Below are 13,355 nucleotides of genomic sequence, written 5' to 3'. Positions count from 1 at the left end.
GCAGGCATGACGAGAATGCAAAAGGCGGCAATCGCGCTTGCCCTCACGCTGGCCGGTGCGGCTCCGGCAATGGCGGCCGACCCGATCACCGGGCGCTGGGTGACGGCGGAAAAGGATGCGGTGGTGGTGATCGCCAAGTGCGGCAAGGTGCTGTGTGGCCGGATCGCGCAGTTCCTCATCCCGCCGCCGGACGGCAACGACCAGCGCGATGTCAACAACGCCGATCCGGCCAAGCGCAACCGCAAGCTGATCGGCACGGCAATCCTCTCCGGCCTGACCGCGGACGAGGGCGTGTGGCGCGGGCAGGTCTACGATCCCAAGTCCGGCCGCACCTACGCCTCCGAAGTGCGCCGCAACGATTCGGGCACGCTGGAAGTGAAGGGCTGTTTCGGCCTGCTGTGCCAGACGCAGGTGTGGAAGAAAGCGGGGTAGGCCTACTTCGCCAGACCCGCCTGCCTCGCCAACCACGCGGCCGCCTGCTCGGGCGTCAACTTATGCGCATCCTCGCGGTCGACCGCGAGGTTCGCTGCGCGCATCGCCTCGACACCGATCGCACCAAGCAGGGGCGTGAGCGCGGCGACCACGCCTTCATCCCCGGCGATGCGGGGCGAGAGCATGATCATCGCGTCATAGCTCGGCAGCGCGCCCTCCGGGTCTTCGAGCACCACGAGCCGGTCCGCCGCGATCCGCCCGTCGGACGTATAGGCGCTGATCACGTCGGCCTCGCCCGAGGCCAGCGCGTTGTACATGAAGGTCGGCGCGAAATTGCGTCTCTTGGCAAAGTTCAGCCCGTAGGCATCGCGCACCGCGATCCATTCGGGGCGTTCGAAGAATTCGGGATCGCCGCCCACCGTCAGGCTCGGGGCGACCGCGGCGAGATCGATCAGCGAGCTGACCCCCAGTTCGCGCGCCCGGTCTTCGCGCATGGCGAAGGCATAGGCGTTCTCGAACCCCAGCCGCCCGAGCACCCTGACGCCGTTTTCGCGCCATTCCCATTCGCGGATCGTCTCGTACATCGCCTCACGCCCCGGATTGTCCTTGCGCCCGAGATAGTTGGTCCAGATCGTGCCGGTGTAATCGACCGAGATGTCGATGCTCGACGCGGCGACCGCACCATGCACCACCGCACTGCCCAGCCCGTCGCGATATTCGACCTTGTATCCGGCCGCCTCCAGCCGCGAACCGATCAGCCGGGCGAGGATGTATTGCTCGGAGAACTGCTTGGCGGCGATGACGATGCGGCGTCCTTCGGCGCTGTCGGTCTGCGCCCAGAGCGCCGCGCTCACGCCCGCCACCACCGCCAGCAGGGCACCCGCCCATTGCCAGCGCCGGCGTTGGCGGATACCGCGCTCGACCCACCACAACAGCCAGTCCGCCACCAGCGCGAGGCCTGCGCTGGCCAGACAGCCGGCAACCACCAGCGCCCAGTTCTGCGTTTGCAGCCCGGCGAAGATCGGATCGCCGAGGCTCGGCTGGCCGATGGTGGTGGCCAGCGTCGCCGCGCCGATGGTCCACACGCTCGCGGTGCGGATGCCCGCCATGATGAAGGGGGCCGAGAGCGGGGCCTCGACCAGAGTGAGCTTCTGCCACTTGGTCATGCCCACCCCGTCGGCGGCTTCGAGCACGCCGGGATCGAGATTGGCCTGCGCCGTTACCGTGTTGCGCAGGATCGGCAGCAGCGCATAGAGCGTCAACGCCATCAGCGCGGGGAGAAATCCAAGCGTCGGCAGGTCTTCGCCGAACACCGCCCTCAAGCTCAGCAGCAGCGGGAAGAACAGCGCCAGCAGCGCGAGGGCAGGGATGGTCTGGACGAGGCTGGCAAGACTGAGCGACAGGCGCGCGACCGCCTGCGATCGGCTCGCCCACACCGCCAGCGGCAGCGCGATCAGCATCGCCAGCCCGATCGCGCTGGCTGAAAGCACCACATGCGCCGCCAGCTTGTCGCCAAGGCCGGGCAGGATGTCCCAGACTGGCGCCATCAGGCCGACCTTTCCATCGCGGCAAGGCGCTCGGCCTGCCCACGCGGGACCGCGACGAGTCGCTGGGCGACCGGCCCGCCTTCGCCCGCCAGCAGCGCGCGCGGAGTCGTATCGGCAACCAGTTTGCCCTGGTCCATCACCAGCACGCGATCGGCAAGCAGCAGTGCTTCGGCCATGTCGTGGGTGACCATCACCGTGGTCAGACCGAGGCGTTCATGCAGCTCGCGCACCTTGCGGCCCAGCGCATCGCGGGTGACGGGATCGAGCGCGCCGAAGGGCTCGTCCATCAGCAACAGTTCCGGCGCGCTGGCCAGCGCCCGCGCCACGCCGACCCGCTGGCGTTGCCCGCCCGAGAGTTCGTCCGGCATCCGGCTGGCAAGCCCCGGTTCAAGTTCGACCAGCCGCAGCAAGTCGGCGATGCGTTCAGGGGTGGTTTTCTCGCCCGTCAAGCGCGGGCCGATGGCGATGTTTTGCGCGACATTCATGTGCGGGAAAAGCCCGATTCCCTGAAACACGTAACCCACGCGGCGGCGCAGGCGTGCTGGCGCGAGGCGGGTCACATCCTCGCCCGAAAACAGCACCCGCCCGCCGGTCGGTTCGACGAGCGCATTGACCATCTTGAGCAGCGTCGACTTGCCCGAGCCGGAGGCCCCCACCAGCGCGACGAAGCTGCCCGCCGCAATCGCGCAGTCCACGCCCGCCACCGCCACACTCGCGCCATAGGCTCGCGCCGCGCGCTCGAACACGAGCAAGGGTTGGGGGTTGGTCATTGCCGCAATCCCTAACCCTCAAATCCGCGCGGGGCCAGTGCGGGCGATTGGCCTTTGCCCGAGGCCTTGCTATGCGACCGATCAGAAAAATCATTACAATCGCAGGACACATAATGCGCGCCACCCCCGATTTCGACTTCCAGCTTGGCGAAGCGGCCATCATGATCCGCGAAAGCGCCGCGCGCTTCGCCGACGAGCAGATCGCGCCGCTCGCCGAGCGCACCGACCGCGAAGACCGCTTTCCGCGCGAATTGTGGAAGCCGATGGGCGCGCTGGGGCTGCACGGCATCACGGTCGAAGAGGAATGGGGCGGACTGGGGCTTGGCTATCTCGAGCACGTGATCGCGATCGAGGAGGTGAGCCGCGCCAGCGCCAGCGTCGGCCTCAGCTATGGCGCGCATTCCAACTTGTGCCTCAACCAGATCCGCCGCTGGGGGAATGACGAGCAGAAGGCGAAATATCTCCCCAAGCTGATCAGCGGCGAGCATGTCGGCTCGCTGGCGATGTCAGAGGCCGGGGCCGGCTCGGACGTGGTTTCGATGAAACTGAAAGCCGACGCAGTCCAGGGTGGCTATGTGCTGAACGGCACCAAGTTCTGGATCACCAACGCGCCCGAGGCCGATACGCTGGTGGTCTATGCCAAGACCGATGGCCACGCCGGATCGCGCGGCATCACCGCCTTCCTGATCGAAAAGGGCGACGAGGGCTTTGCCATCGGCCAGAAGATTTCCAAGGTCGGGATGAAAGGCTCCCCCACGGCAGAGCTGGTGTTCACCGATTGCTTCGTTCCCGAAGACCGGGTGATGGGGCCGGTCAATGGCGGGGTCGGCGTGCTGATGAGCGGGCTGGATTACGAGCGCGTGGTGCTCGCCGGATTGCAGCTGGGCATCATGCAGGCGTGCCTCGACACGGTGATCCCCTACCTGCGTGAGCGCAAGCAGTTCGGAAAGCCGATTGGCAGCTTCCAGCTGATGCAGGCCAAGGTCGCCGACATGTATGTCGCGCTGCAATCGGCCCGCGCCTACGCCTATGCGGTGGCCAAGGCCTGCGACGCGGGACAGACGACCCGCTTCGATGCGGCGGGCGTGATCTTGTTGGCGAGCGAGAACGCCTTCCGCGTCGCCGCCGAGAGCGTGCAGGCGCTGGGCGGCGCAGGCTATACCACCGACTGGCCGGTGGAGCGCTACATGCGCGACGCGAAGCTGCTGGATATCGGCGCAGGGACGAACGAGATCCGCCGGATGCTGATCGGGCGGGAATTGATCGGGGCGGCGGGGTGAGCAACGAAGACGAAGACTACGTCTATGACGAGGTGAGCGGCGAATCGATGCCCGCCTCCGAACTTGCCGCTCGGCGTGCGGCGGAGGACGTGATCGAGGTATGCGACGCGGTCGGGAACATCCTCGCCGATGGCGATGCGGTGACGCTGATCAAGGACCTTGGAGTCAAGGGCGCGGGCAAGACGCTCAAGCAAGGCACGCTCATCAAGTCGATCCGCCTGACCGGCGACGCGCAGGAGATCGACTGCAAATATCCAGGGATCAACGGCCTCGTACTCAGGGCCGAATTCGTCAGAAAACGTTGACATGACCGCCCCCACCCTCACCACCAAGCTCGACCGCGAAAGCCCGGAGGCCAGGGCCCGGTTTGCCCACAACCATGCCCTTGCGCAGGAACTGCGCGCCCGCGTGGCCGAGGCCGCGCTGGGCGGCAATGAGAAGTCGCGCGAACGTCATGTCGCGCGCGGCAAGCTGCTCCCCCGCGAGCGCGTGGAACGTCTGCTCGATCCAGGCTCTCCCTTCCTCGAGATCGGCCAGCTTGCCGCCTATGGCATGTATGAAGGCGATGTGCATGGCGCCTCGATCATCTGCGGCATCGGGCGGGTCTCGGGGCGGCAGTGCATGATCGTGTGCAACGATGCGACCGTGAAGGGCGGCACCTATTACCCGATGACGGTGAAGAAGCACCTGCGCGCGCAGGAGATCGCAGCAGAAAATCGCCTGCCATGTATCTATCTCGTCGATTCCGGCGGGGCAAACCTGCCGCATCAGGCGGAGGTCTTTCCTGATCGCGACCACTTCGGCCGGATCTTCTTCAACCAAGCCAACATGAGCGCAGCCGGCATCCCCCAGATTGCCTGTGTCATGGGCAGCTGCACCGCCGGGGGGGCCTACGTCCCCGCCATGTCCGACGAGACCGTGATCGTCCGCAACCAGGGGACGATCTTCCTCGCCGGCCCGCCGCTGGTGAAGGCCGCAACGGGCGAGGAGATCAGCGCCGAGGACTTGGGCGGCGGCGATCTGCACGCGAAGAAGAGCGGCGTGGTCGATCACCTCGCCGAGAATGACGAGCATGCGCTGACCATCGTGCGCGATATCGTCAGCCATCTCGGTGCGAACACCGGGGCGGCCAAGGACGTGGCGCTCAAGGACCCGCGTCCGCCCAAGTTCGACGCGGACGACCTCTACGCCCTCATCCCGCAGGACGTGCGCGCACCCTACGATGTGAAGGAAGTGATCGCGCGTCTGGTCGACGGCAGCGAGTTCCACGAGTTCAAGGCCCATTATGGCAGCACCCTCGTCTGCGGCTTTGCCCACATCTGGGGGATGCCGGTGGCGATCCTCGCCAATAGCGGCGTGCTGTTCTCCGAAAGCGCCCAGAAGGGCGCGCATTTCATCGAGCTTGCCTGCCAGCGCCGCATTCCGCTGCTGTTCCTCCAGAACATCAGCGGCTTCATGGTCGGCGGGAAATACGAGGCGGAAGGCATCGCCAAGCATGGCGCGAAGCTCGTCACCGCGGTCGCCACCGCCACCGTGCCCAAGGTCACCGTGGTGATCGGCGGCAGCTTTGGCGCGGGCAATTACGGCATGTGCGGGCGCGCCTACTCGCCCCGCTTCCTGTTTACCTGGCCTAACGCGCGCATTTCGGTGATGGGCGGCGAGCAGGCGGCCAGCGTCCTCGCCACCGTCCACCGCGATGCCGGCAGCTGGAGCCCCGAACAGGCAGAGGCCTTCAAGGCACCGATCCGCCAGAAATACGAGGACGAAGGCAACCCCTATTACGCCACCGCGCGGCTGTGGGATGACGGCGTGATCGACCCGGTGCAGACCCGCGACGTGCTGGGGCTTGCGCTGGCGACTTGTCTTGAGGCGCCTATTGCCGAGCGGCCTGCGTTTGGCGTGTTCCGGATGTGATTGTTGCGGCCTGAAACCCTCGAACTTTCCCTTGCGTAACTCACCCGGTTGTGAGCAGGAACGCAGTGGAGAGGGGGGGACCAGATAAAGTGCCGCACGACCTTAACCGCAAGCCCACGCTGCTCTCGCGCATCGTGCGGCGGATCATTCTGGCGATCTATCACCTGAACGGCTGGAAGATCGACGGCAGGTTGCCCAAGCATCTCAAGAAATATGTCATCGCCGGCGCGCCGCACACGTCGAACTGGGATTTCGTGTTTTTCACCGGCGCAACCCACGAAGAAGGCATCCGCCCCAACTTCATGGGCAAGCACACGCTGTTTCAGGGGATCATGAAGAATTTCATGTTCGACATGGGCGGCATTCCGGTCGACCGCCGCAGCCGTTTTAACGCCACCCAGCAGATCGCCGCCGAATTCGCGCGGCGCGACGAGCTGGCGCTGGTGATCGCGGTTGAGGGCACGCGCAAGTCCGACGGCAAGTGGAAGTCGGGTTTCTACCACATCGCGCGGGCCGCCGATGTGCCGATTGTTCCAGCCTTTGCCGACAATGCCCGCAAGATTCTCAGCTTCGGCCCGCCGCTGATTCCGAGCGGCAATTACGGCGAGGATCTGCTCAAGATCGCCGAATGGTTCCGTTCCAAGCTCCCCGATTACGAGCGCTTCAAGGTGCTGGAACAGCAGGCCCGCGACATCATCGCTGGCAAGAACGATGTTTGAAGCACTGGCGGCCAACGCGGCCATCCTGATTGCGCTGGTGCTGGTCCAGTGGGCGATTTCGGTCCGTATCAACGACGTCAGTTTCATCGACGCCTTTTGGGGTGCGGGGATGGGGGTGCTGGCGGTGACCAGCTGGCTAAACGTGCCCGGTGGCCCCGGCGCGCTCGCCACGCTGATCGCAGCCATGACCGCCGTCTGGGGCTTTCGTCTCGGCATTCATCTGTTCCTGCGCTGGCGCAGTCACGGCGAGGACAAGCGCTATGCCCTGATCCTCAAGAAGGATCGTGAGAAGGGCCGCTTCGCCTCCGCCGCGCTGACCAAGGTGTGGCTGATGCAGGCGGTGCTGCTGTTCATGGTCTCGTCCCCTGCACAGGTCGGCATTCTGGCGAGCGGTGCGCCCGCGCCGATCCCGCCGCTGGCATGGGCAGGCTTCGCGCTGTGGTGTGTCGGCGTGTTCTTCGAATGGGTGGGCGACGGGCAGCTCGCGCGCTTCAAGGGTGATCCGGCGAACGCGGGTAAAGTGCTCGACACCGGTTTGTGGCGCTACACCCGCCACCCCAACTATTTCGGCGACTTCGCTGTCTGGTGGGGCATCTGGCTCGCCTGCGCCGCGGCCGGATGGGGCTATGCCGCAGCGACCGTGATCGGGCCCTTGTTCCTCAGCTTCACCCTTACCAAATGGTCGGGGGTGGCGCTGCTGGAAAAGGGTTTGGACAAGTCCAAGGGCGAAAAATACGCCGATTACAAGCGTCGCACACCAGTGTTTTTCCCGTGGTTTCCCCGCCGCTGATTTACTCCTCACGCAGGGCAAATCGACGAACGGCCTTGGTGCGTCGCACAAGAATCGACGAGTTGCCCTTTAAGCCTGCCACTGTTTGGCCTATGTTGCGCAAGATCAAGGAGACGCGCTTGCCCATGGCTCTCAACCCCACCTTGCGCGAGCAGGAGCGCAAACGCGTTGCGCGCCATGTGCTTGACCTCGTCAGGGAACGCGGGGCAGAGATCCCGTGGACCGTGGCGATGGCGGAAAGCGGCCTCACCCGCGCACGATTCGAAGCGTTGTTCGAAGATTACGACGATCTGTTCGATGCCGTGGCGCAGCTGTGGCTCGCCCCGCATATGGCAGTGATGGAAGAGGTGCTGGCCTCGGCCCTGCCACCGCAACGCAAGATGTTCGAGTTCTTCCGCCGCCGCTTTGTGATCTCGCGGGAGCGCTTCCAGGACGATCCGCACTTCTTCACCATCCTGTGCGAGATGGGCGCGGCCAATTTCGAGCGGGTGCGATCCTATGTCGACTTGGCCGATCACTACCTGTGCGAACTGATCGCCGAGGCGCAGGCCGAAGGCTTCTTCGCCGGGCTGGAGATCGACGAGGCGCTGTCGCTGATCAACCAGATGGTCTCGCCTTACACTCTGCCTGACGCGCTGATCTATCTCGGCCCCAAGCTGACCGAGCAGAAGCTGGCGCGCATCATTGACACGATGTTCATCGGCCTGTCGGGCGAGGCCGGGGCCGATGCCTCGGGTGTGAACACGCTCAAAGTCGCTTCCTAACCCTCCCCCCACCAGGCCGCGGCGGGATCATCGTCGCCTCGCGCACCGCGGCGCTGCAAGCCATCGAACAACCCCCCGTGCAACGCCATGGTCGAAGGCGCGGTGCGGTTCCAGTCCATCACATAGAGCCGTTCGGCGATCCGCCAGCGGCCCTCGCGCTTTTCGAGCCGGTCGAGATAGCGCCCGCCGACCACCACTTCGATCTCGCCCTGGGGGGCTGGGATCAGGTGCAGCGCGACGCAGTTGGTCTCGGCCCTGGCGGTGTCTCCGGAAATCCGCATCACCGTGTTGGAGATGTTGTGCTGGGTCAGCCGCATTGCGCCCAGCCCCGCCATCAGCGAGGGGATGGCCTCGGCGATCGGTTTCGCACCGTCGCCATAGTCGATCCGGGCATCTGGGGTGAACACGGCGCTGAGCTGCTCCGCATCGCAGCGATCGATCCCGCGGCAGTAGAGCGCGAGGGTTTCGGCAATGGCAAGCCGGTCGGCGACTTCGGTCAGGTCCATGCAGGTCAGCCTAACTGCTGCGCTTGCGCTTGCGAACTGGCATAGAAATCAGTCTCGCCGGAACTGAAGCACATTGGCCGGCCGCCTGGGTGGAGGCGGCCCGAAGCGCTTCTCGGCGAGCGCATATTTGAGCGCTCCTCCGACCATCACCGTCGAGACGAGCAGGATCAGCGCAGCCCACAACCAGTGCGGCAGGCCTGTCACCGCCGCGATCTGACCGGTGTCGGAGAGCACCGTCTGCCCCTCGATCACCGCCTGTTCGGTGAACAGGTAACCGAAGTCGCGCAACATGCTCATCGCCGCCAGCACACCGAGAAACTGCAGGATGAAGCGGATCAGCGCCGGGCTGGCGCGCCATGCCATCAGCGCGAGAGATGCGCCGACCAGCGGCAGCACGGCATAGCCCACCGGCGATCGCACCCAGACGATCACGCTGGCCAGAATCGCCGCCGCCGTCAGCCACAGCACCGATCGCCACAACCGCCGATGAGCGCTCGCGACAATCAGCAGCGCACCGGCGGCACAAGGGGCAAGCGGGCCGCCCGCGGCAATCGCGGCCGGCACCCAGACTGGTGCATCGGCGGCGACCCGGCTTTCGGCCACGCCCGATCCGTTCGCGAAGATCATCAGCTGGCGAAAATCCTGCCCGCTCGCCAGCGCGGTCAGCCCGTGTCCCATCTCGTGGAACCATGTGGTGAGGATGGCGAAGGGGTAGATCAGGTAATTGCCGAAAGGCAGCCAGGGCAGCATCACCACCACCAGCCCGGCCAGCAGCAACCGTCCGGCCTGTTCGGCCTGGCTGCCGGGCCGCACGAGCGATTGCATCGCGGCTCAGCCTGCGCCGGTATCGGGCGCACGACCCGATGCATCAACCGTGATCCGATGGGCTGCTTCACCGGCCCGCGCGTCCTCCTCGCGGTATTCCTGCAGGATCGACCAGCTCGCGAGGAACAGGCCCGCCACCAGCGGTCCGAGCACGATCCCCGAAAAGCCCAGCAGGCTGATCCCGCCCAGCGTGGTGACGAGGATGATCCAGTCGGGAATGCCGGTGTCGCGGCCGACCAAGATCGGGCGCAGCACATTGTCCGCCGAGGAGATGATCACCACCCCGACCACCAGCACGAATACGCCCTGCCACATCGCCCCGGTCAGCAGCAGCCACAGCCCGACCGGGATATAGACCGCGCCCGCACCGATCACCGGCACCAATGCGAACACGGTGGTCAGCACCCCGAAGAACAGCGCGGATTCCAGCCCGACGATGAGATAGCTGATTCCCGCCAGCACGCCCTGCACGAGACCCACCACGCCCGATCCCTTGATCGTCGCGCGCACGATGCCGAGAAAGCGCTCGGCCAGCCTTTCGGCGATCGCGCGTTCGACCGGAACGGTGTTGAGCAGCGTGCGCCCGATCCGCTCGCCATCGCGAAGCAGGAAGAACATCACATAGAGCCCGACCGCAAAGGACAGCAGGAAGCTGAGCGCGCCGCTGCCGATCGAGACCGCCTGGCTGGCGAGCATCCCGGCGCTGGCAGCAAGCAGTTCCTGGAGCTTGGTCTGGATGCTCGACATGTCTGCCCAGCCCGAACGGTCGATTGCCTCCTGCACGGGCTGCGGGAGGATGCCGTAATATGTGTCGAAGGTCGCGGCGAGATCGAGCGGCTGGGCCTGCAGCGCCGCCACCAGTGCCAGCGCTTCCTGCACCACCAGCGTCGCCAGCCACAGACCGGGGACCAGCACCGCGAAGAAGATCACTAGCAGCGCGCTGATCGCCGCAGGATTGCGTCGTCCGCGCATCTTGCGCAGCATCCAGCGGTAGAGCGGCTGGAACATGATCGCCGCCAACGCGGCCCACAGCAGTGCAGTGGCGAAGGGCCACACGATCACTGCCATCATCAGGCTGACGAGCGCGAGAATCAGCAGGAAGCTGGCGTGCTGCAATTCGTCGGTGCGGTGCGGCTTGTGGGCCATGGGCAGGGCAGATGTCCTTGTGCGACTAGACGTCGGGAGGAGCGAGGGTGAATCCGCCCATCGGTTGTCGATGGAAGATGCGATCAGACATCGAGGTTCGCCACGTTGAGGGCATTGTCCTGGATGAATTCGCGGCGAGGTTCGACCACATCGCCCATCAGGCGGGTGAAGATCTCGTCGGTGACATCGGCGTCCTCGACCTTGACCTGGAGCAGCGCGCGGTTTTCCGGATCGAGCGTGGTTTCCCAGAGCTGCTCGGCATTCATTTCGCCCAGTCCCTTATAGCGCTGGATCGACAGGCCCTTGCGCCCGGCGGCGAAGATCGCCTCGAGCAGCTGGGTCGGCCGGCTGATGGAAGCATCGACCGGGATTGCCGAAGCCGGCGCCGCCTCTTCGGCCTCGCCCGCGAGCGGATCGGCAGGAGTGGCGGATTCGGCGTCCGGAGCTTCGCCCACATCGCCCGTGCGCACGAGTTTGACGGGGGCGGCATAGGTCTCGGCCTGCGCTATGGCGAGGCCGTGAAGCTTGTGCGCCTCGGTGCTGGCAAGGAAGCGCGCGTCGATTTCGTGGTTGTCGGTCACCCCGCGCCATAGGCGTTGGAACACTACCGTGCCGTCCTCGCGCTGCGCGGCGCTCCAGCGCGCTTCGCGGTCACCCGCACCCAGCCGTGCGGCGGTGCGCTGCAAAGCAGCGGCGAGCGCATCGCCCGCCAGGCCCGGCTCAAGCGCGCCCGTCAGCGCCATCTGCTCGACCAGACCGGGATCGTAACGGCGCGGCACGAAGCCGAGCAGGTTCTTGAGCCGCAGCGCCCCGTCGACGATCGCGCGCAGATCCGCGCCCGAGCGGGCACCGCCCTGAGTCTCGAGCACGCGCCCCTGAAGCCCGGCATCGATCAGATAGCGATCGAGCGCGGCCTGATCCTTGAGATAGACCTCGCTGCGCCCCTTGGAGACCTTGAACAGCGGCGGCTGAGCGATGAACAGGTGCCCGGCCCTGATGATCTCGGGCATCTGGCGATGAAAGAAGGTCAGCAGCAGGGTGCGGATGTGCGCGCCGTCCACATCCGCGTCGGTCATGATGATGATCTTGTGATAGCGCAGCTTTTCGAGGTTGAACTCGTCGCGGATGCCGGTGCCCATCGCCTGGATGAGCGTGCCGACTTCCTTTGAGGAAATGATCCGGTCGAACCGCGCGCGCTCGACGTTGAGGATCTTGCCCTTGAGCGGCAGGATCGCCTGGGTCTTGCGGTCACGCCCCTGCTTGGCCGATCCGCCTGCGGAGTCCCCTTCGACGAGGAACAGCTCGGACTTGGCCGGATCGCGTTCCTGACAATCGGCGAGCTTGCCGGGCAGGCTGGCGACGCTCATCGCGCCCTTGCGGCTCATCTCGCGCGCGCGGCGGGCGGCTTCGCGGGCGGCGGCGGCATCGATCACCTTCTGGATGATCGCGCGGGCTTCATTGGGGTTTTCCTCGAGCCACTCGGTCATCTTCTCGCCCATCAGGGTTTCGAGCGGCGAGCGGACTTCGGAAGAAACCAGCTTGTCCTTGGTCTGGCTGGAGAACTTGGGGTCAGGCAGCTTCACCGAGACGATCGCGGTAAGCCCCTCGCGCATGTCCTCGCCCGACAGACTGACCTTTTCCTTCTTCAGCATCCCCGAGCGTTCGGCATAATTGTTGAGCGTGCGGGTGAGCGCAGCACGAAAGGCGGCGAGGTGCGTGCCGCCGTCACGCTGGGGGATGTTGTTGGTGAAGGCGAGCACGTTCTCGTAATAGGAATCGTTCCATTCGAGCGCGACATCGATGCCGATGCCGTCCTTCTCGGCACTGACCGCGATCGGCTCGGCGATCAGCGCCTGCTTGTTGCGATCGAGATACTTCACGAAAGCCGCAATCCCGCCTTCGTAGTAGAGATCGTGTTCAAGCTGTTCCTCGTGACGCTTGTCGCGCAGCTTGATGCGCACGCCCGAGTTGAGGAAGGCAAGCTCGCGGTAGCGATGCTCGAGCTTCTCGAAATCGAACTCGGTCACGTTCTTGAAGGTCTCGTGGCTGGCCTTGAAGGTGACACGCGTGCCCTTCTTGCCGGGGGGCGCATCGCCCCTGACGATCAGCGGCGCGACCGCGTTGCCATGCTCGAAGCGCATCCAGTGCTCCTTGCCTTCGCGCCAGATGGTGAGCTCAAGCCACTCGGACAAGGCGTTGACCACCGAGACGCCCACGCCGTGGAGGCCGCCGGAAACCTTGTAGGCATTGTCGTCCGAGGTGTTCTCGAACTTCCCGCCCGCGTGGAGCTGGGTCATGATCACTTCGGCCGCCGAGACGCCTTCCTCGGGGTGGATATCGGTCGGGATGCCGCGGCCATTGTCCTCGACCGAGACCGAGCCGTCGGGATTGAGTTCAATCAGCACGAGATTGCAATGACCCGCGAGCGCCTCGTCGATCGCGTTGTCCGAAACCTCGAAGACCATGTGGTGCAGCCCGCTGCCGTCATCGGTGTCGCCGATATACATGCCGGGGCGCTTGCGAACCGCATCGAGGCCCTTCAAAACCTTGATCGAATCCGCGCCATATTCGTTGGTGTTGGGCCGCTTTGCGGGGGTCTGACTGGTATTATCGTCCATGGCCCATCATATAGGGGCTGGGACGCGGAAACCCAACTGGGGGA

Annotated in this window: 13 protein-coding genes; 7 read left to right on the top strand and 6 right to left on the bottom strand. The window is 65.4% G+C overall.

The annotated features are described in order from the left end of the window. The first annotated feature begins 6 nt into the window (after positions 1–6). Positions 7–432 (top strand): DUF2147 domain-containing protein, encoded by a 426-nt coding sequence (locus tag BZF61_RS10855; protein ID WP_086619358.1) that lies wholly within the window; start codon positions 7–9, stop codon positions 430–432. Between the two features lie 2 nt (positions 433–434). Here BZF61_RS10855 and BZF61_RS10850 read toward each other — a convergent pair whose 3' ends face one another. Together BZF61_RS10850 and BZF61_RS10845 are read right to left on the bottom strand one after the other, a co-directional pair. Further along, positions 435–1,979: an ABC transporter permease/substrate-binding protein gene (locus BZF61_RS10850; protein WP_086619207.1), complete on the bottom strand. Its 1,545-nt coding sequence runs from the start codon at positions 1,977–1,979 to the stop codon at positions 435–437. Continuing rightward, entirely contained in the window at positions 1,979–2,749 is a 771-nt protein-coding gene (locus BZF61_RS10845) for an ATP-binding cassette domain-containing protein (protein ID WP_086619206.1), read from the bottom strand. The genes BZF61_RS10850 and BZF61_RS10845 overlap by 1 nt, the downstream gene beginning before the upstream one ends. A 113-nt stretch (positions 2,750–2,862) precedes the next feature. On the opposite strand from BZF61_RS10845, the gene BZF61_RS10840 reads away from it, so the two are divergent. The 6 genes from BZF61_RS10840 (at position 2,863) to BZF61_RS10815 (ending at position 8,216) form a co-directional block, all read left to right on the top strand. Then, positions 2,863–4,029 carry an isovaleryl-CoA dehydrogenase gene (locus BZF61_RS10840; RefSeq protein ID WP_086619204.1) on the top strand — a complete coding sequence of 389 codons (1,167 nt, stop codon included), beginning with the start codon at positions 2,863–2,865 and terminating at the stop codon, positions 4,027–4,029. Then, a complete protein-coding gene (locus BZF61_RS10835; protein ID WP_211276766.1) occupies positions 4,026–4,334 on the top strand; it encodes an alkylphosphonate utilization protein in 309 nt (102 codons plus the stop codon). The genes BZF61_RS10840 and BZF61_RS10835 overlap by 4 nt, the downstream gene beginning before the upstream one ends. 1 nt (position 4,335) lies before the next feature. Beyond that, positions 4,336–5,943, top strand: a complete 1,608-nt coding sequence (locus tag BZF61_RS10830) for a carboxyl transferase domain-containing protein (protein WP_086619203.1) — start codon at positions 4,336–4,338, stop codon at positions 5,941–5,943. An 89-nt stretch (positions 5,944–6,032) separates the two neighbouring features. Next, positions 6,033–6,662 (top strand): lysophospholipid acyltransferase family protein, encoded by a 630-nt coding sequence (locus tag BZF61_RS10825; protein ID WP_086619201.1) that lies wholly within the window; start codon positions 6,033–6,035, stop codon positions 6,660–6,662. After that, the gene (locus BZF61_RS10820; protein WP_086619200.1) at positions 6,655–7,452 is read left to right on the top strand and encodes a DUF1295 domain-containing protein; all 798 of its coding nucleotides are present in this window, start codon (positions 6,655–6,657) and stop codon (positions 7,450–7,452) included. The genes BZF61_RS10825 and BZF61_RS10820 overlap by 8 nt, the downstream gene beginning before the upstream one ends. Positions 7,453–7,577: 125 nt before the next feature. Next, positions 7,578–8,216 (top strand): hypothetical protein, encoded by a 639-nt coding sequence (locus BZF61_RS10815; protein WP_086619355.1) that lies wholly within the window; start codon positions 7,578–7,580, stop codon positions 8,214–8,216. Here BZF61_RS10815 and BZF61_RS10810 read toward each other — a convergent pair. The 4 genes from BZF61_RS10810 to gyrB form a co-directional block, all read right to left on the bottom strand. Continuing rightward, on the bottom strand, positions 8,213–8,722 hold the full coding sequence (locus BZF61_RS10810) for a nuclear transport factor 2 family protein (RefSeq protein ID WP_086619198.1): 510 nt from the start codon (positions 8,720–8,722) through the stop codon (positions 8,213–8,215). The genes BZF61_RS10815 and BZF61_RS10810 overlap by 4 nt on opposite strands. 48 nt (positions 8,723–8,770) lie before the next feature. Further along, entirely contained in the window at positions 8,771–9,547 is a 777-nt protein-coding gene (locus tag BZF61_RS10805; protein WP_086619197.1) for a M50 family metallopeptidase, read from the bottom strand. Positions 9,548–9,553: 6 nt separating this feature from the next. Then, a complete protein-coding gene (locus BZF61_RS10800; RefSeq protein ID WP_086619196.1) occupies positions 9,554–10,693 on the bottom strand; it encodes an AI-2E family transporter in 1,140 nt (379 codons plus the stop codon). Positions 10,694–10,776: 83 nt separating this feature from the next. Further along, positions 10,777–13,311: a DNA topoisomerase (ATP-hydrolyzing) subunit B gene (gyrB, locus tag BZF61_RS10795; RefSeq protein WP_086619194.1), complete on the bottom strand. Its 2,535-nt coding sequence runs from the start codon at positions 13,309–13,311 to the stop codon at positions 10,777–10,779. Positions 13,312–13,355 lie beyond the last annotated feature (44 nt).

This window comes from Erythrobacter tepidarius (assembly GCF_002155695.1).
GTDB classification, from domain to species: Bacteria; Pseudomonadota; Alphaproteobacteria; order Sphingomonadales; family Sphingomonadaceae; genus Erythrobacter; species Erythrobacter tepidarius.
Note: the sequence above shows the minus strand (reverse complement) of the source record. Positions and strands in the feature narration are given on the sequence as shown.